At 36.2% G+C, this 19,697-nt stretch carries 19 protein-coding genes; 8 read left to right on the forward strand and 11 right to left on the reverse strand.

The annotated features are described in order from the left end of the window. The first annotated feature begins 18 nt into the window (after nt 1-18). Complete coding sequence (locus AVJ19_RS14720; protein ID WP_111860419.1) at nt 19-1,254, forward strand: M48 family metalloprotease; 1,236 nt, start codon at nt 19-21, stop codon at nt 1,252-1,254. Between the two features lie 57 nt (nt 1,255-1,311). Here the strand turns inward: AVJ19_RS14720 and AVJ19_RS14725 are convergent, their stop codons facing one another. Then, nucleotides 1,312-4,206, reverse strand: a complete 2,895-nt coding sequence (locus AVJ19_RS14725; RefSeq protein WP_111860420.1) for a valine--tRNA ligase — start codon at nt 4,204-4,206, stop codon at nt 1,312-1,314. A 352-nt stretch (nt 4,207-4,558) separates the two neighbouring features. Between AVJ19_RS14725 and AVJ19_RS14735 the strand changes: the two genes are divergently transcribed. The 4 genes from AVJ19_RS14735 (at nt 4,559) to AVJ19_RS14750 (ending at nt 8,022) form a co-directional block, all read left to right on the forward strand. Beyond that, nucleotides 4,559-5,251: a hypothetical protein gene (locus AVJ19_RS14735; RefSeq protein ID WP_111860422.1), complete on the forward strand. Its 693-nt coding sequence runs from the start codon at nt 4,559-4,561 to the stop codon at nt 5,249-5,251. An 83-nt stretch (nt 5,252-5,334) separates the two neighbouring features. Continuing rightward, nucleotides 5,335-6,123 (forward strand): SDR family NAD(P)-dependent oxidoreductase, encoded by a 789-nt coding sequence (locus tag AVJ19_RS14740; RefSeq protein WP_111860423.1) that lies wholly within the window; start codon nt 5,335-5,337, stop codon nt 6,121-6,123. 56 nt (nt 6,124-6,179) lie between these two features. Next, nucleotides 6,180-7,241 carry a DUF4116 domain-containing protein gene (locus AVJ19_RS14745; RefSeq protein ID WP_111860424.1) on the forward strand — a complete coding sequence of 354 codons (1,062 nt, stop codon included), beginning with the start codon at nt 6,180-6,182 and terminating at the stop codon, nt 7,239-7,241. Between the two features lie 19 nt (nt 7,242-7,260). Continuing rightward, the gene (locus AVJ19_RS14750; RefSeq protein ID WP_228203373.1) at nt 7,261-8,022 is read left to right on the forward strand and encodes a hypothetical protein; all 762 of its coding nucleotides are present in this window, start codon (nt 7,261-7,263) and stop codon (nt 8,020-8,022) included. Nucleotides 8,023-8,122: 100 nt separating this feature from the next. On the opposite strand, the gene AVJ19_RS14755 is transcribed toward AVJ19_RS14750, so the two are convergent. After that, the gene (locus AVJ19_RS14755) at nt 8,123-8,311 is read right to left on the reverse strand and encodes a hypothetical protein (protein ID WP_111860426.1); all 189 of its coding nucleotides are present in this window, start codon (nt 8,309-8,311) and stop codon (nt 8,123-8,125) included. A 206-nt stretch (nt 8,312-8,517) separates the two neighbouring features. Continuing rightward, nucleotides 8,518-9,096 carry a DJ-1/PfpI family protein gene (locus tag AVJ19_RS14760; RefSeq protein ID WP_111860427.1) on the reverse strand — a complete coding sequence of 193 codons (579 nt, stop codon included), beginning with the start codon at nt 9,094-9,096 and terminating at the stop codon, nt 8,518-8,520. Between the two features lie 256 nt (nt 9,097-9,352). Here AVJ19_RS14760 and sbmA point away from each other — a divergent pair, with 256 nt between their 5' ends. Continuing rightward, nucleotides 9,353-10,552: a peptide antibiotic transporter SbmA gene (sbmA, locus tag AVJ19_RS14765; protein ID WP_111860428.1), complete on the forward strand. Its 1,200-nt coding sequence runs from the start codon at nt 9,353-9,355 to the stop codon at nt 10,550-10,552. A 47-nt stretch (nt 10,553-10,599) separates the two neighbouring features. Here the strand turns inward: sbmA and AVJ19_RS14770 are convergent, their stop codons facing one another. From AVJ19_RS14770 to AVJ19_RS14795, 6 genes are all read right to left on the reverse strand, one after another. Then, nucleotides 10,600-10,902, reverse strand: a complete 303-nt coding sequence (locus AVJ19_RS14770; protein WP_111860429.1) for a hypothetical protein — start codon at nt 10,900-10,902, stop codon at nt 10,600-10,602. A 32-nt stretch (nt 10,903-10,934) separates the two neighbouring features. After that, entirely contained in the window at nt 10,935-11,546 is a 612-nt protein-coding gene (locus AVJ19_RS14775; RefSeq protein ID WP_111860430.1) for a hypothetical protein, read from the reverse strand. Between the two features lie 181 nt (nt 11,547-11,727). Then, nucleotides 11,728-12,624 (reverse strand): ABC transporter ATP-binding protein, encoded by an 897-nt coding sequence (locus AVJ19_RS14780; protein WP_111860431.1) that lies wholly within the window; start codon nt 12,622-12,624, stop codon nt 11,728-11,730. Then, complete coding sequence (locus AVJ19_RS14785; RefSeq protein ID WP_111860432.1) at nt 12,624-13,568, reverse strand: ABC transporter permease; 945 nt, start codon at nt 13,566-13,568, stop codon at nt 12,624-12,626. The genes AVJ19_RS14780 and AVJ19_RS14785 overlap by 1 nt, the downstream gene beginning before the upstream one ends. 170 nt (nt 13,569-13,738) lie before the next feature. After that, entirely contained in the window at nt 13,739-15,355 is a 1,617-nt protein-coding gene (locus AVJ19_RS14790; protein ID WP_111860433.1) for a PepSY-associated TM helix domain-containing protein, read from the reverse strand. 1 nt (nt 15,356) lies between these two features. Beyond that, a complete protein-coding gene (locus AVJ19_RS14795; protein WP_162626622.1) occupies nt 15,357-15,647 on the reverse strand; it encodes a hypothetical protein in 291 nt (96 codons plus the stop codon). A 463-nt stretch (nt 15,648-16,110) separates the two neighbouring features. On the opposite strand from AVJ19_RS14795, the gene AVJ19_RS14805 reads away from it, so the two are divergent. Next, nucleotides 16,111-16,353, forward strand: coding sequence for a hypothetical protein (locus AVJ19_RS14805; protein ID WP_111860436.1), 243 nt, complete (start codon nt 16,111-16,113; stop codon nt 16,351-16,353). Between the two features lie 63 nt (nt 16,354-16,416). On the opposite strand, the gene argG is transcribed toward AVJ19_RS14805, so the two are convergent. Then, nucleotides 16,417-17,775, reverse strand: a complete 1,359-nt coding sequence (gene argG, locus AVJ19_RS14810) for an argininosuccinate synthase (RefSeq protein ID WP_171334223.1) — start codon at nt 17,773-17,775, stop codon at nt 16,417-16,419. A 181-nt stretch (nt 17,776-17,956) separates the two neighbouring features. Continuing rightward, nucleotides 17,957-18,412, reverse strand: coding sequence for a hypothetical protein (locus AVJ19_RS14815; RefSeq protein WP_111860438.1), 456 nt, complete (start codon nt 18,410-18,412; stop codon nt 17,957-17,959). A 507-nt stretch (nt 18,413-18,919) separates the two neighbouring features. Here AVJ19_RS14815 and AVJ19_RS14820 point away from each other — a divergent pair. Beyond that, nucleotides 18,920-19,697 (forward strand): BapA/Bap/LapF family prefix-like domain-containing protein (locus AVJ19_RS14820; RefSeq protein ID WP_162626623.1); only part of this gene is annotated, 778 nt, incomplete at its 3' end.

Raw genomic sequence — 19,697 nt, forward strand, 5'->3', positions numbered from 1 at the left:
AGGGCTAAATACAATTAAATGGTAGATTTAGAAAAAGAATTAGCTGAGCAAAAAATTATAGAAGCTATAATGAAACACAACCCAAATGTTAAAAAAGCCAAGAAAGGATATCTGATTCCTTTAGAAAATGGGGATTTTTTTCATTTTCTTGGAATTACTAGTACAAGCGATGAGCAAACTTATATAGATAAATATGGAGAGGAAGTTAGGTGGTACACACATTTCTGTGCTGCAAGTGATCTAGAAAAAATATTTAGACCAAAAACTGCAAATGATGAAATACTGGCTTTTCAGGCAAAGTCAATTTCTTGGCATCCAAGAATTAATAGGGTTTTTCAGAAAAGAAAAGGAAATAGTCAAAATTGGTCTTTGGATAAATACTATAAAAGGATATTAATTAATGAACGTTATTTAAGTGTATTAAGTAAAGGAAATCAAAAAAAGGTAGAAAATGTTCCTGTAAATATGGCGTATTTTGAGTCTGTGAATGCTTATTGTATGAAAGAAAAAAATACCTTTATCGTTGTTTCTGAACCATTAGAACAGTTTTTATTTTTTATGAATCTTTTTATATATACTGATATTCCAGCAGTTGATAAGAGTTCAGCATTTATGATTGCCATGAGGACTATGCTGGGATTTGAATCATTTGATTTCGATTTAGATCCGCGATTTGATTTTCTAAATCATGAATATATTGAATTGGCAAAATATAAAACTAAATCTCAAATAGACTTTATTATTGGTCACGAATATTCACATTACTTATTAGGACATTTGAATTCGAAAACCAATACATCAATAAAGATGTCTATGATCAATAAATATGTTAAAAATGATAATAAGGTAAATACTTTTTATTATTCAAAAAAGAATGAATATGATGCAGATTGGTATGCTATCAAAAATATTACTGGCGATAATAATTATAAAGGCGAATTAACGAATGCTGCTTTTGATTTCTTTATCTATCAAAGTGCTTTTGAAAAAATTAAAAATTTTTATGGTTCTACACAGTCGTATACTCATCCAGATGCAAAAAGTAGGTTATTACAATTACGAAAAAAAATTAATAATAAATTCGGTTTTTCTTTAGATGAATTAGAGAATTATTTAAATAATGTTAATGAGTACACAGATAGTTTTATAACTAATTACTTAGTCACTAATATAGAGCAATTTGAAATTAAAGGATCATTTTATCTACCCTCATATATAAATTTGCCTTTAAGACGTGATCGTATAGATTTTTAAAAAAAGGGCTGAATAATCAGCCCTTTATACTACTAATTAGATTAAATAGCTAACACCTTAAAGCGCAGCAATCTGCTCCATATTCGCTTTAATTTTCGCTAACTGATCCGCAAACTCAGCCAGTTTCACTTTCTCGCCCTCAACTACAGCAGCAGGTGCTTTCGCCACAAAACCTTCATTGCCCAGTTTAGTGGCAATTTGGTCATGTTGTTTTTGAACCTTATCGAAGTCTTTTTGTAGACGACCCAACTCAGCTTTAGGATCAATCAAACCTTTCATTGGAACAAATACAGAAACGTGACCCACTACAGAAGATGATGACAATGGCGGTTGTTCAGCATCAGCAAGGAAAGTAATACTTTCAACTTTCGCCAAAGCTTTAAACAATGGTTCAATACGTGCAATCTGTGCTTTTTCAGCATCAGTGGTATTTTGAAGCAGAACAGGCAACAAACGTGCATTACCTAAGCCCATCTCACCACGGATATTACGTACCGCACCAATCAAACCTTGAAGCCATTGCATATCAGCTTCCGCTTGCTCATTAATACGTTCAGGATTGGCAACAGGGTATTGCGCCAACATGATAGTATCGCCTTTGATTCCGATCATTGGCGCAAGTGTTTGCCAGATTTCCTCAGTCAAATACGGCATCAATGGATGCGCTAAACGTAAAGATGCTTCCATCACTGCAAGAAGAACACGACGTACTTCCGCTTTACGTTCAGTCGATACATTTTCATCATTCAGAACAGGCTTAGTCAGCTCGACATACCAGTCACAGTATTCATTCCAAATGAACTCATAAATCGCTTGTGCAGCCAAATCTAAACGATAGGTTGCAAACGCAGTTTGAACAGCAGCTTCCGCTTTCTGTAAACGGCTCACGATCCATTGCTCAGGCAATTCCCAAAGGTCTTGACGAATTTCTTGACCAATTGGCTGTTGCTCACAGTTCATCATCACGAAACGTGTTGCATTCCAAATTTTATTGGCAAAGTTACGGTAACCTTCAACACGTTTCATGTCGAATTTGATGTCACGACCAGTATTTGCAAGCGCACAGAAAGTGAAACGAACCGCATCTGTACCATAAGCCTGAATCCCTTCAGGGAATTCTTTACGGGTCGCTTTTTCGATTTTTGGCGCAGTTTTCGGGATCATCAAACCTGTAGTACGTTTCTGTACTAAAGTTTCAAGATCAACACCGTCAATCAAATCTAATGGATCAAGTACGTTGCCCTTAGACTTAGACATTTTCTGACCTTCGCCATCACGGACTAAACCATGTACATACACAGTTTTGAACGGAACTTGTGGCGTACCATCTTCATTTTTCATGAAGTGCAGCGTAAACATAATCATACGTGCAACCCAGAAGAAAATGATGTCAAAACCAGTCACAAGTACGTCAGTTGGGTGGAACGTATTTAAGAAATAGTTTTCTTTATCTTTCTCAGCATCGCCAGTCCAACCTAAAGTTGAGAATGTCCACAATGCAGATGAGAACCATGTATCCAGAACGTCTTCATCCTGTTTAAGTTCAACATCAGCAGCGATGTTATTTTTCGCACGAACTTCTTCTTCGTTACGACCGACATAGATATTGCCTTCAGCATCGTACCAAGCAGGGATACGGTGACCCCACCACAATTGACGAGAAATACACCAGTCTTGAATGTTGTTCATCCAAGCCATGTACATATTGCTGTATTGCTCAGGGACAAATTTGATGTCGCCATCTTTCACCGCTTTGATTGCAGGTTCAGCAAGCGGCGCAATTTTCACATACCATTGGTCTGTCAATAAAGGCTCAACGATTACACCTGAACGGTCACCACGAGGTGGCTTCAATGTATAAGGTTGGATTTGATCCAGCCAGCCTTCAGCTTCAGCTTGTTCAACCAGTTTTTTACGTGCAGCAAAACGCTCTAAACCCACATATTCAGCAGGTGCTGCGATGGTTTTAGAAATCTGTTCGCCTGCTTTCGCGATGTATTCAAACTCAGCCAGAATTTCAGCATTTTTGTTGAAAATGTTGATAATTGGCAATTCACAGCGTTTACCCACTTCATAGTCATTGAAGTCATGCGCAGGGGTGATTTTTACACAGCCTGTACCGAATTCTTTGTCTACATATTCATCTTTTACAATCGCAACCGCACGACCTGTGATTGGCAGGATAATGTTTTTACCCACCAATGGCGCATAGCGTTCATCATCAGGTGCAACAGCAACAGCAGTATCACCTAACAGCGTTTCAGGACGAGTGGTTGCAACAACGATGTAATCTTTACCATCGTGTGTGCGTAGTGATTTATCTTCAAAAAAATATTTGAAGTGCCATAGAGAACCTTGTTCTTCTTTATCAGACTCAACTTCTAAGTCAGAAAGAGCAGTTTGTAATTTTGGATCCCAGTTAACAAGGCGTTTACCACGGTAGATCAAGCCGTCTTCGTGTAATTTAACGAAAACTTCTTTTACCGCATTGGATAAACCTTCATCCATGGTGAAGCGTTCACGTGACCAATCTACAGAAGAACCCAAACGGCGGATTTGGTTGGTAATGTTGCCACCAGATTGTTCTTTCCATTCCCAGATTTTTTCGATGAATTTTTCACGACCCAAGTCATGACGGCTTACACCTTGCGCACCAAGTTGGCGCTCAACCACCATTTGCGTTGCAATACCCGCATGGTCAGTCCCCGGTTGCCATAAGGTATTTTTACCTGACATACGGTTGTAGCGAGTCAAGGCATCCATGATGGCATTGTTAAAACCATGACCCATGTGCAAGCTACCTGTGACGTTCGGTGGCGGAATCATGATACAGAATGATTCGCCCTCACGAGATGGTTTGAAGTAGCCATTCTCTTCCCAAGTCTTATACCATTTTTTTTCGATCTCAGTCGGATCGTAGGTCGTAGCAATATTTTGCGCTGAATCAGTCATAGTAAAAACAGATCAAAAGTGAGTAAAAATTGGAACCATTGTAGCAAAATATTTATCAGGAATGTTGATTCCTCTTCTTCAGTATTGGTGTTGTTTTCATTTCTTGTGATTAGAAGTGTTATTGTTTTTACATTTCAAAATGAGAATCCTTTATTAAATGCAACAAATGTTGGATTTAATGCTGTTTTTAAAAGTCACAATTACAATATCAGTGTTCATCTGTATGAAATTTATGTTGAAAAAATATTCACTAGACAAGGCAAGATTGTTATAAAAGACAATGCAAGTCTGTGTAAGCTTTGCTAATATTCGATGACCATTGACCTATAAAATTAACAAAAGGCTGATTTGCATGACCTATAAAATTAACTTAGCAATCAATAATGATACCTATCAAGCATTACAACAAGTGACTGATCGTTTGAATCAAGGTGACAAGGAAAGTTTGTCTAAACAACTTGGCTCGATTTTTACTGATATGTCGTGTCAAGTATTAGATCAAGTTTTTGGACGTTTAATCGAAGAAAAGCGAGGAACGAATTTAGATGCAGCAGGACAAAAAAGTTTAAAAGAGGCAGAACAAATTTTTGAGCAAATTGAAAGTGCACTCAGAAAATATATGCCATGGTCGATTTCATTTTTTGGCAATGATCGTTTAAAGCCAGTTGCGAATCATATTTTACAAAAATTTGATCCTTCAAATCCCGAACAAATCTATATGTACTATGTGTTAGATCGTCAGTTAGGTGAAACAGCCAGTCAAAATATTGAACAAGTTTTGGCAGGTAATATTCAAGCGCTTCCTGCAACATTAAAAAACTTAGTTAAAATTATTGATTTAGGTATTTCAGAATTCATTCGTGATCCAAAGACTTTGCTAAAATTTAACTTTGTAGTCGATAAAACCTTAAATGGTGTGATCAACATGATTACCAGTACAGGTTATAAGCGTCTTGAAAAAGTGGGTGATGAATATAAATCAGGTGATGCAGAAAAAGCACAATATTATGCTAAACACTTTAACAGTTTCTTGGTACGTGCATAGTGATTGATTGACATTTTATAAATGGCTGTGCTTGAAATATTTTTCATGGCATATTTAAAATCAAAGATTTAGAGAGTGATTTCATGGACGGAAAAGTAGTTTGGATTACAGGTGCATCATCAGGTTTGGGTAAAGCATTAGCCAAAGAATGTGCTTTGCAAGGTGCACAAGTGGTATTGAGTGCACGTCGTTTAGATGAGTTGGAAAATGTCCGTGTCAGTTTGTTGAATCCAGATCGACATCTTTCTGTGGCAATGGACATTAGCAATGAGTCCCAAGTTCGCCATGCTTATGAACAAGTATTGAAAGAAAAAGGACGCATTGATTGGCTGATCAATAATGCAGGCTTGAGCCAACGTGCGCTCATTGCAGATACCACCATGCAAACTGAACGTACCATCATGGAAATCGACTATTTTTCCCAAGTCTTTTTAACCAAAACAGTATTACCAACGTTCTTGGCGCAAAAATCAGGGCGCATTGCTTATGTATCGAGTATTGCAGGTTTGCTCGGTACGCAATATCGTGCCTCTTATTCTGCGGCAAAAGCTGCGATTCACATGTGGGCAAATAGCCTACGTGCTGAAGTGGCGCAAGAAGGGGTGAATGTTTCGGTGATTTTCCCGGGTTTTGTCAAAACTAATGTGTCATTTAATGCCTTGAATGGCGAAGGTAAACCGCAAGGACATCAGGATGAAGCGATTGAAAATGGTTTGGATGCAGATGAGTTTGCTCAACAAACCGTTGAAGCTTTGCAAAAAGGTGAAGAATTTATCGTCGTGGGTGGACGTAAAGAAAAACTTGGTGTGTTAGTGTCACGTATTTCACCAAAAATTTTATATAAAATGATTCGGAAAATGAAAGTGAAGTAATATATTACAATATCAGAGGGGCTTTCAATGAGTTCCTCTGTATAGGTTGTGAAGTAATGGTTTTAAAAAGTAATAAAGAACAACTAAAACAAAATGGATTAAATTTGCAATATATTGAAAATCCTACTGAAGAAATGCAATTGATTGCGGTGCAACAAAATTACCTTGCATTACAATATATTGAAAATCCTTCTGATATTGTTATTGATGTGGCAATACAACGAGATGGTTATGCATTGGGATTGATTTCAGTCACCCAAAGAACAGCGCAACGCTGTTTACTTGCTGTTCAGACACAGGGTTTAGCGTTGCAATTCGCACCACATCAAACTGAGCAAATCTGTATAGCAGCAGTACAACAAAATGGTTTTGCTTTACAGTATGTGCAAATGCCTTTACAAAGTATTTATTTTGCGGCGATTATTCAAAATGGATTGGTACTGGAGCTGATCGAACAGCAAAGTTACCAATTGTGTATAAATGCAGTCAGGCAAAATGGTTTGGCTTTGCAATTTGTAAAACAACAGAATGAAGAATTATGTTTACTTGCAGTACAACAAAATGAGCAAGCATTTCATTTTGTAAAATTTCAAAATGAGGAGATCGCTTCAACTGCTGTGCAAGCAGATGGTCTATTATTGGAGTTTGTAATCGACAAAACTGAGCAATTGTGTTGGCTTGCCGTACAAAATTGTATAAATGCATTGTGTTATGTACCGATCTTGACAGAAGCTTTGTGTTTGATGGCTATTCAAAAAAGTGGTGCGGCTTTGGCTTTTGTAAAAAAACAAACTAAAGAAATGTGCTTGTGTGCCATTGAGCAAGATGAGTTCTATTTACAATATGTATGTGATCAAACAGAAGAAATTTGTTTACATACCATTCAGATGCATCACGGTTATGGTTTGGAATATGTACGCGAGCAAACAGAAAAAATATGTTTAGAGGCAGTTTCACGCAATGGATTAATGCTATCTACGGTTAAACAACAAAACCATACTATTTGTATGGCTGCGGTACAGCAAAATGGTCTGGCGTTGCAATTTGTAGAACATAAAACGGATGCGATCATAAAAATGGCATTATCCGAAAACACTCAAGCATTTGATTTTATTTGAAAGTATAAGAGAGGCTTACATGAAGATAAGCGTGAAAACAGCATGTGGATTTCTCTGTTCTATGGCAATGCATAGTATGGCATTCGCCATAGATTGTGAAAATGAATCACAGCTCTCAGCCGTATTAAAACAAGCCAATGTGGCATATCAGTCTTATCATTTGGTGGATTGTAAACTATTACCCAATACTAAAAATCAGCAAATAATTGCTTATGCTCAACAAAATCAGCAATCTACTGATTCTGAGGATTTTGATTACACGTTATCTTTAATCACATTAGATACTAAAAATGATCGAATTTTATCGTATTATCCAGTCAAAGATAAATTGGTGTCTGATGCGATCAGTTTAGAACGGATTCAACTCGATACCGCAGCATATCAACTCAGTCCTGAGCTAAGAGCAATAGGTGTACGTCTAAATTATTATGGTCACTCACAACCAAATCCATTTTCCATGCAAGTGTTAGATTTATATGACCTCAAAAATAAAAGAAAAGTTTTGGATAGTTTAATTGTAGATTTATATCGAGCAGAAACAGACACACGCTGTAATGCGGATATTGAAGAACGTAAATCGGCGTTAATTCTGCAAAAAACAAAAATGCAAAACTTTGTGGATATTCAGCTCAGCAGTAAAATTGAAAAATATGAAATGTATGGTGATGTAGAAAATTGTAAAGAGATTAAACGTCAATCTTCACAACAGAAATTTATTTTAAAATTTGATGGTCAGTATTATCAAGTGCCAAAAGCATTTAAAGATGATTACATATATTAGAGCATAAGTTTTATGGCATTTAATTTAAAAGTACATGATACATGAGAGAATAATGAGCTTTTATTTGCATAAAACTTAATCTCATAGATTTAATGGGAAATTAAATCTTTTTCCACACAGTATCTTCATCTTTAAAATTTAATAGAAAAGAAAAACCTGATTCATCTTCAACTAAATAAGAAGATGGATTGACCATGGTGACTTTTAACAAAGTACCTGTTTCAATGGTAATCGCAGGTAGATCAGTTTTCTTGAAAGTTATCGGTTGTAGTAATTCAACAATTTCCATAGTTCATCCTAAATAATGGTTCAAAATAAAGAATTGTGAGTAAATTATGACATGTTTATTGGATGGTTTTGCTGAATTAAAACTTAAATTCAGTCATATTTTATTTTAATTGCTTATAGATTAAACATGAAGAGTATTGAGAATTGTATAGCGTAACCAGAGGTAAAACTTTTAATACAATTCTCAATAACACAGCAATGATGTGGTTAAAGTTGTACTGTCACACCTAAAGCTTGAATAAATTGTGCCATCCAAGCAGGATGGGCTGGCCAAGCAGGTGCAGTGACTAAGTGCCCATCAGTCACTGCTTCAGTGACGGCAATATCAGCATATTGACCACCCGCAAGTTTGACTTCAGCAGCACAAGCTGGGTAAGCCGAGCATAAACGCCCTTTGATTACATCTGCAGCTGCTAAAATCTGTGCACCGTGACATACGGCTGCGATTGGTTTTTGCGCAGCGTCAAACTCACGCACAATTTCAAGGATTCTTTCATTCATACGTAAGTATTCTGGAGCACGACCACCCGGAATCACTAAACCGACATAATCTGCTGTATTGACTGCTGAAAAATCAAAATTGAGCGCAAAATTGTGCCCACGCTTCTCGCTGTAGGTTTGCTCACCCTCAAAATCGTGGATCGCCGTAGCAATGGTGTCACCTGATTTTTTATCAGGACATACCGCATGTACTGTATAGCCTAAGCCTGTCAGAAATTGGAATGGCACCATTGTTTCATAATCTTCAGCATAATCGCCAACGAGCATTAAAATTTGTTTTGACATGTGATTTCTCTCTTTTGACAAGATAATTGTTATACATTGAACATAACAGATTGATATGACGGTTTTAATCAGACCAACGGATAGATCAAAGATATACGACAAAGTTATGTTGAGAAAATAGCTTATTTTTGTATGAAAAACAGATGACAAATTACTAAAATATAAAAAAACTCAGTAACAGTTATATTTTTATTTAAGCTTTTAAGCTTAGTATGCATACATGAATTTAAAAAATTATTAGGGATATCAAGCTTCAATGTTTAAATCTTTTTTTCCAAACCCAAAGTGGTTTTTTAGCTCTTTGCTGATTTGGTTTGTGATCAATCTAGTGTTGTGGTACAGCGGTGGTAAATCTTGGGGTGAATTCATTGGCTTTCCTCAAGCTTATGCAACAACAGAATTACCCATTAATGTGACACGTTTTTGGTCAGTACAGTTTATTTGGTTTTACCTCTGGTTTTTTGTTTCAACTGCACTATTTGCGGCATTTTGGAAATGGAAATCTGACAATAAATGGCAAGCGTGGTCAGTATGGGGCTCTGCGTTTATTTTGTTTAATGTTTGGTTTGGGGTACAAGTATCTGTTGCGATTAACGCTTGGTATGGTCCATTTTGGGATTTAATTCAAAAAATGCTCAGTAGTGGCGGTGGCAATATCCAAGATTTATATATGGGAACTTTAACGTTCTTAATGATTGCAATGGTTGCGGTGACTGTAGCTGTGATAAATTCATTTTTTGTGAGTCATTATATATTTCGTTGGCGTACAGCAATGAATGAATATTATACAGCACATTGGGATAAATTACGTCATGTCGAAGGTGCATCACAACGTGTCCAAGAAGATACCATGCGTTTTGCAACAACACTTGAAGCTTTAGGTGTAAGTTTTATTAAAGCAATTATGATTTTAATAGCTTTTTTACCTGTCTTAATTCAGCTTTCTGAACGTGTTCCAGTCTTGCCTATTGTGGGGGAAATTAAGTATTCGTTGGTATGGGCTGCAATAGGCTGGGCAATTTTTGGTACATTTTTATTGATGGTGGTGGGGATTAAATTACCCGGTTTAGAGTTTAATAACCAAAAAGTTGAAGCAGCCTACCGTAAAGAACTAGTTTATGGTGAAGATTATGTAGATCGTGCACAGCCTGCGACTTTAAAAAAATTATACCAAAACGTACGTAAAAACTATTTCCGTTTATATTTTCATTACGCTTATTTTAATATGGTGAGCACATGGTATGCGCAGCTCGATATTTTATTTAGTTTGGTTGTGTTATTTCCATCCATTGCAGCGGGCACAATGACTTTAGGTTTACTTAACCAAATTGGTAATGTGTTTGATAAAGTCCGTGAGTCTTTTCAATATCTTATTAGTTCATGGAAAACGATTATAGAACTATTATCTATTCACAAACGTCTAAAAGCCTTTGAATCTGTATTAGACGAGAAATAATAATTCCATAACAAAAAAAAGAGCATCCCAAAATGCTCTTTTTTTATCTAAGCATCAAATAATCTCAAAATCAGCATAAAGAAGCCTCGAATCAGGAACCAAATAAACTGTAAAATTCCCATAAAAATCATTTCAAAGAGAACTTCGACAATAAATTTTATAATTGCTTTGATGATGCGTTTTAATTGTTGAAATGGAAAATAAAAAATGCCCAAACAAAATTGGTTGATTGGTGAGAGAGGTTCGCCAAGAAATGTATTTGGAAACTTATTTTCATCAGCATAAATCAGAGCAAATAACCACATGATGATCAAATAAGCAAAGATCACCAGAAGCATATAACTGATCATCTTGTGTCCTTTAAAATAATTCTTTTCAATGTTTAAGCATCACAAGTGCCTGCATTATCGAGTGCAGAAAAATACCATTTTCCATCAATTTTACTGAAAAATAAGTGCATATCATCCCCGATACTTTTACTCTTACCAACATATTGCAGTTCAACCAATTGCTTTTCAAAAGGTGCAATTTTGTTGAGTTCAGTTTTGAGCTCTTGTTTTGAACTTTCATGAATACTTTGATTAAATTTACTTAATTCTGAAAATGGCTTATGGCGATTAGTGGTATAAAATAAACCTGATTTATTCCATGATGTGCAATCCATTGTTGGTAGTTGTGTGGTTTGTATGAGTTTTTGATTTGCGTCAGGTGCTTCATAAAACCACATATTTGAGCCATTACCTTCATATTTTGGAAATTCAAATTCAGCGCGTGTATAGAAACTTTGATTGGTTGGCACACCGATTTTATTCCAGTAAATAAAGCCATATTTTGGATGGATAAATTGTTTGACGAGCTGCGCATTTTGGGTTTTAAAACCATGATTTACGGCTTGAATCGTGTCTTCTAATGAGGTGTCTGCTGCTGCAAAAGCAATTGATATTCCAAACAGATAGGTGAATAAGCTATATCTAACAAATTGAATTTTTAGCATATTTTTATACCTGAATATTTTTAGCTGTGTTTTATTTATACTAAGAAATGGTAATGAAAAATAGAGTGCTTGAATGCAGTAGATTTGTAATATGTATCGACTTTTTAAATGATTCAGCATCATGTAGATAAAGTCTTCATCTACATGATTTTGAAATATAAAGATATTAAATCATTATTGTTTATTTATGCGTACTGACCTGTGTCATGCGTGGGATTTTAGGTAAATCCTGTAAGGCTGGATCAAGTTCATCTTCTTGTGCATGGACGAGAAAATCAACACGTTCACGTAAACGTTTAAATTCGGGGGAGGTTAATAGCTCAGGACTGCGAGGACGTGGTAAATTCACTTCAATAATTTCTTTGATTTCCCCAGGATTGGCTTTGAGTGCCACGATTCGGTCTGCCAATAGAATCGCTTCGTCCATATCATGAGTCACAAAAATAATTGTAATATCAATGTTCTGCCATAAGTCCATCAAATGCTTTTGCATTTTCTGACGGGTATGTGGATCAAGCGCACCAAAAGGCTCATCCATCAGTAAAATTTTTGGCTCATTGACCAAAGCTCGTGCAATTGCAACCCGTTGCTTCATCCCGCCAGACAGTTGATGTGGATATTGATTTTCATACTTTTCTAAACCGATGATATTGATCCATTCTCGTGCAGCAGCTTCAGCGGAAGGGTTACTTGCACCTTTCATCAGTGGTCCAAACATGACATTTTCTTTTACGGTTTTCCATGGAAATAGGGTATAGCCTTGGAATACCATGCCACGTTCGGGGCTAGGACCATGAATAGGTGCTCCATCGACCAAGAGTTCACCACTGCTATAGGGGTCTAATCCTGCAACAACACGGCTGAATGTTGACTTACCACAACCCGATGGACCAATGACACAGATAAATTCTCGTTTGTGAATTTTTAAATCTAATTGATTTAAAATGGTGCGTTCAACTTGATCGTGTTTAAAGATTTGGCTAAGTTTTTTCGCTTCTAAAATCACAGGGCGCTGATAAATCGCATCAAAATATTCTTTGGGACTGAAGTCAGTAGATTGTTCTGGAGAATGATTCATTATTTTACTCCTACTTTCCATTTAAACATGCGTTGACCGAGTTTCATAAGGATGACATCACACAGTAAGCCGATGATTCCAATAATTAAAATTGCAGCATAGACATTGTCAAAGTTTTGATAACGGGCTTGTTGGGTAATAAACCATGTGATGCCAGAGGTTGTTCCAATCAGTTCTGATACAATTAAATAAGTCCATGCCCAACCCAGCAAAACCCGTAAATCTCGGTAAATATCGGGCAAGGCAGCAGGAATCACCACATAAAATAAGCTCTTAAATTTGTTTGTACCCAGTGTAAAACCTGCTTCAATCAAACCACGATCTACCATACGTGTAGTATTGGCAATGATTAAAATCTGTTGAAATAATGTCCCAATCACAATGATGGCAATTTTGGGTGCATCATTGATGCCTAAGATGGCTACGGCTAAAGCACCAAATGCTGGGGCAGGCAAGTAGCGAAAAAACTCCACAAAAGGTTCGGTCAGTTGTGAAATAGTTTTCGAAAAACCACATAAAATTCCCAATGGAATCCCGATCAAGGATGAAATAAAAAATGCAGTAAAGACGATTTTGATACTGTGCCATAAACTTTGATGAAACCAAGGAGCATCAGCTTGTGTTGGTGCTGTGGTAAATGCTGTGACTAAAGCAATGGCAACCTCATGTGGTGCAGGTAAATAAATTGGATTAACCAGTTTTCCTTGAGGTGGTGCAGCATCATGATTCACGGCATTTTGCGCTTCAGCATAAAAAACAGCTTTATCGACCCGACTATCCACTTGAAAAAAAGCAACACTGCCTGATTGGGTGATTTGCACTTGAGGATGCCAAATAAAGGGTAAATAACTGACAGCGCACCAGATTAAAATCGGAATTAGAAAAGAACCAAAACCCAGAAACAGCTTTTGTCTAGCACTGAGTTCACTTGCAACATAAGCCATAATGTGTCGCCCCAATATTACAATTTTTATTAAACGTAATACTAATAAGCAAAATAGATGCCATTTCTGTGTTTGATATTGAGAATGGTATGGCATAAAAAAGCCAATGATGCATGACTGAATCATTGGCTTTTATGTTGAATAGATAATTTTAAAATCAACAAATAAATTTACAATTTAGTCGTTATTGCCCATAAAGAACCTTGCTCAGCATTTTTTTGACGATCTTTGGCTTGTTGATAAAATCTTAAAAATGCTAATGCTGAAACAAAGGCAATGACATCGACCCAAACTGTTGCACCGCCATAGACTGAGATGCCACTATTTGGCATAAATGTACCGATTAAACTGGTTAATGGCATTAGTATCAAGCAAATGGCAATGCTCATTAACAATATAGGCAAGGCTTTGGCATAACCTTTGATAAATGTAAAAGCAATACAGCCTAAAAAGATCGCATAATAGCCATACATAAAGAAATGATTGATGCTTTGCAAAGAACTATATGGGAAAATAATTCGACTCAGCATCAATGTTGCCACAATAGCGAAGATACAGCCTAAACACGTTCCAATGGTTAAATTTGCCAAAAACACCACATCTTTACGCTGCGTTGGAATTGGGTCTTGTGCTCGTTTTTGTTTACGTGCACGAGTTTCTACCCATAAAATATTGCCAGAATAAAACAAAAATGCACCGCCAATTCCTAATATTAGGTATAGCCAACGTACAGTAAAGCCACCAAAATTCCCAAAATGCAAGCTAAACATGGCAGTGATGAATTTGTCACTTGCACCGTTTTGGGTATAGAGCCCGCTGCTATCAGATTTTTCGATTACATAAGGATTCATACGCATAAAGTCTTGTGAAGCACCACGTAACATGAGGTCTCCACTATAAAGTGCAATTCGTGCTGCGGCTTTTTGTGGGTCATCCAAGTTACTCAATTGAATATAATCGATACGATACTCAGGTGCGACTTGATGGATTTTGTTTAAAACTTGTTGAATATCAAGTTTATTTTGACTGATATGAATCACTTCTTTGGCAGGTGGTGCAAAAACGGGTTTACCTTTGAGAGCTAATTCTCCCAAAGCATCATAAAAAAAATCATGGAATGCAAAAACAATCACAGATGCACTGATCAGAATATGAAAAGGTAAGCTCGTAATACCGACAACATTATGCGTATCTAACCAAAAGCGCTTTTTATTTTTTCCAGAACGAATCACAAAATAATCTTTGATCAATGTCGGTAATAAAATAATTAACCCAGACATCAGTGCTAAAAAGTATAAAACCGCCACAATACCCATGACATAAACACCTAAGCCATGATGTCCAAGCATGCCGGGAATACCAGCTGTTTCATGTAACTGTTCAATCAACCAACCTGCTTTGGCAAGATTCTCTTGTTGTACGATCAATTCACCATGCTGATCTAAACTTGCAAGCCATGTATTTTGAGCCGTATTAAATCCCTCAGTACGACCCTTTTCAGTCCATGATAAAGGTGCAAAATGAAACTCATTAGAATTAAAGTTGAGGGTAAATGCTTTCTCTGTTGCTGGGTATTTTTCTTGAACCTGTTGAATCAAATGTGCATATTGATCCACTTGAATTTGTGGCAATTGTTGTTTTTCAGGTGTTGCCCATTGACTAATTTGGTGTTGGAAAATACTTAAGCCACCTGCAAAAAAGCAAATGAACAATAAAATTCCAGCACTAACTCCTACCCAAGTATGCAAGTTTTTGGCGATTTTCATGAGATCAGAACGAATTTTCATATTAAGCTCTTAGTCCAAAAAGCAAAGCAAAAGCGATGACATTAGCAATGCTAAAAAATAGCAATGCGTGCTTACCTGTACGACATAAATAACTTAGAAAAAATAAAGGCAACCAAAACCATGCGATGCACCACATTGCAATTTGTGCAATCGTACTTTGTGCCAAAAAATTCAGCCCAATCACGAATACTAGACTGGATAATACAGTGGATAAACTGAGTCCTAAAATTGCGCCTACAAGGGTTTTTGTCCACCAATCAGGCTGCATGGGACGTTCTATTTTTGTTTTCATGGTCATAATTTCCGTTTAAATAAGTTTAAAAATGGAACGAAAGACCAAATGGCAATTAAGAACATTAGCCAAATTAAACATGCGACAAGCTTAGGTAAGCTTATGAATAGTAAGGCTAAACTGCTTATTAATGCACTGAGACCTAACCATTTAAAAAATATAGGCAGCGGTTTTTTAAATAAATTTTGATTTTGATGACTGCTATAGATGCTAAAAGCACCTAAAAATAAAAGGCAAATTCCTAAAATTTTCATGTTCAATAAACACGGTTGAGCAAATTTGTAGCACAGTATATATAAATGATAATCATTATTAAATAATAAATAGAATTATTTATTAATTATTGTGAATATTGTCTATTAAATGGTTGAAAGGGAAAATATTTAACATCCAATCGAAAAGTATTTTTTGTTATAGTGCAAAGCCAAAATGATGCTTATTTTTGATTGAGGAATGAGAACACATGAATTCAACTGTGCCCACAGCGAAAAAAAGTAAGAAAAAACTTTTTCTTTTGCTCAGCTTAGGTCTTTTAATTCCTGTTTTGTTGATTGCAATTGCATTTTTCGCAATCAAAAATGATGCTGAAAATCAAAAAGAATATGATCGTATTCGTCAACAACAAGCTGAAAGAATTGAACTACAGAAACAGCAACAAAAAATTCAGCAAGCTATAGATCAGCAACAGAAACACAGTGAATCCTAAATTATAAAGCATAAAAAACCGCTCAAATTTGAGCGGTTTTTTGACATCGAACAAATCAAATAATTATTTGTTTTTGTCTTTTAACTGAGGAACAGCAGAACCTGTACCTACTGCGAGTAAACCTGCACCTGTATAGATGCCTAATTTTGCACGTGTATCGGTAATATCAAGATTACGCATGGTTAACTGACCAATACGATCCATCGGCGTAAACATTGAGTCACCTTTTTCCATCGTCAAACGTTCAGCTTCATAAGTGAGGTTTTCAGATTCAGTGTTCATAATCGTGTAGTCATTACCACGACGGAGTTCTAAAGTCACAGTACCTGTGATTGCTTTAGCTACCCAACGTTGAGCAGTTTCACGAAGCATCAATGCTTGAGAATCGAACCAACGACCTTGGTAAAGTAAACGACCTAAACGTAAACCGTTGATACGGTATTGTTCAATCGTGTCTTCGTTATGAATACCCGTCACAAGACGTTCATAAGCGATATGAAGAAGAGCCATACCTGGAGCTTCATAAATACCACGAGATTTTGCTTCGATGATACGGTTTTCAATTTGGTCAGACATACCGAGACCATGACGACCACCGATACGGTTCGCTTCAAGAATGAACTCAACTGGATCTTCGATACGTTTGCCGTTTAATGCAACAGGGAAGCCTTCTTCGAAAGTCACTGAAACTTCTTCAGCGTCGATTTTTACATCGTCTTTCCAAAATGCAACACCCATGATTGGGTCAACGATTTTGATACCTGCATTGAGGTATTCAAGATCTTTCGCTTCGTGAGTCGCACCAAGCATATTTGAGTCAGTTGAATATGCTTTTTCTTTTGACATTTTATAGTCAAAACCATTGTCGATCAGGAATTGTGACATTTCTGCACGACCGCCTAACTCATCAATGAAAGTTTGGTCTAACCATGGTTTGTAAATTTTAAGAGCAGGGTTGGTCAATAAACCATAACGATAGAAACGTTCAATATCGTTACCTTTATACGTAGAACCATCACCCCAGATATTTACGTCATCTTCTTTCATTGCGGTAACAAGCATTGTACCTGTTACTGCACGACCTAATGGAGTCGTGTTGAAATAAGGAACGCCACCCGTTGAAATGTGGAAAGCACCACATTGAATCGCAGCAATACCTTCTAATGCAAGTTGTAAACGGCAATCCACTAAGCGAGCTTTTACAGCACCGTAAGCTTCAGCTTTACGTGGGATTGCATCGTAGTCATCTTCATCTGGCTGACCTAAGTTTGCAGTATATGCATAAGGTTCTGCGCCTTTTTGTTTCATCCACAATAAAGCTGCTGAAGTATCTAGACCACCAGAGAAAGCGATACCTACTTTTTTGCCTACTGGGACATTCTGCAAAATCGTTGCATTATCAGTCATTGCGATTCCTAACATTTACGAATATTGGCACACGCATGGGTGTGCCGAAAAAAATTATATGGGCGATATGATAGCACTTTTTAATGCAGTTGTTTTCCTTATCAAAATGGCAATTTAAAAAAATCTTAAATTTTTAAATGGAAAATTTATTTTGTATGAGCAGGCTTGATTTAGCTTTACGATCATATGAATTCAATCAAGACTTAGTTAAACTTTTAAAGGCACATTGGTGAATGAGTTTTGAAAATGAATCAGTATTAATATCAGCAGGTAAAACTAAGGTATAACGATAAATTTTGTGACAAATATAGACAGTTTGGCAAAGTGCTTCATCGTCAAATTCAATGCCATCCACAGTTGTTTTTAAATCGTGAGCAATACTCTGAACCTCATGTGTTCGATGTTTGGATGTGAAAATGGCAAACGGACCTTCACCTTCAGTATTTAAGGCATAGCCATGATGATCACTAAATAAATCCATTGCTTGATCTTTTTGAAAATAGGTGATGATCTGATCCTCTTGTTTATCGTAATGATATTGTTCTAAATAGTCATACCAAATATTTTTTCTAATTTGTTTACGAAAGCGTTTTAAAAACTTTTTGTGGCAAATCGGAGAATAGAAAATATAGTCGTAACCTGTGATGTGCATATAGTTTCCTTATTTTTCTCTCTAAAAATCAATTTTACATAAAGTTTAATGCTAATTTTGGGGAGGCGAGTTTGATTTAATTTTAAATTGAAAACTAGAAAAATACAGGAAGCCTTTCTATGGAAAAGTCCATTATTTTTTATTCATTATTTTATTTTTAATGTTCTTTATTAATAGACTATTTCATCAATAAATCGATAATAAAATGTATATTAATTCACGATTAACAAGTAATATTCAACTAAAATTAAGTACGTATATTCCTCAAATAGGGAATAGAAATTTTTAACTCGCTTCATACAATAATTTACTTATATAGCGTGAAATACCTTTGATTTAACTTTTAGTTTTCAATGTGTTTTCATATCAAAAGTAGAAGAGACTTTGTTGGGGAAGTCATAAAAAAAGCTCAATTAGCCTTTTAAAATCACAAGCCTAAGGTGTTTTCTTCTGGTTGATTTTATGAGTGTTATCAAATATTTAAAATTGAATTGTTAAGGATAAAAAATGGTTGACATCAAATCAGTAAAAATGACAGATGGGAATATCGTTGAGCAAAATATTGCGGTTTCTCAGCAAGGGGATATAGTTTCTACACAGTTACAGAATAATGAAATTCTGAAGTTAGGTATTTCTCCTGATCAGATCCAAACAACAACACGTGAAGGGCAAAATTTAGTTATTCAGCTCAAAGATGGTAGCCAAATTGTTATTCAGGACTACTTTTTGCAAGCCAATCCACAAGTTGCATTGCAGCAAGGTGAATTATTATGGGATATGCAATTAGCAGAAACACCAACAGGTTTGCAAGCAGATTATTTAGCAGTAAGCTCACTAAGTGAATTAGGCGCAGTTTCTGGTGCAGGTGCAGCTTTGTTTGCAGGAATCCCAACTTGGGGATTAGCAGCCGCGGGTGTTGCGGGTTTGGGTGGAGTTATTGCTGCTGTAGCAAGCAGTGGTGGTTCATCAAATAAAGAAGAAAAAGATACAACTGCACCAAAAGCAGGTACATTAAGCTTTACAAATTATATAGATACAGGTGCAAAAGCAGATGACTTTATTAGTCAGGATAAGAGCTTTGACCTCAGTTTGGTAGGACAAGAAGTAAGTTCAAACGTGGTTTACCAAATCTCTAAAGATGGTGGTAAAACATGGACAACCACAACAGTAAAACAAAGTGATTTAGCTGATGGTGATTACCAATTTAGAGCCGTTGTGAAAGATGCTGTAGGTAATACTGCATATACAAATATTCAAAAAGTTACAGTTGATACCGTGGTACAAA

Origin of the sequence: Acinetobacter sp. CFCC 10889, assembly GCF_003268395.1 — a bacterium.
In the GTDB taxonomy this organism is placed as follows: Bacteria; Pseudomonadota; Gammaproteobacteria; order Pseudomonadales; family Moraxellaceae; genus Acinetobacter.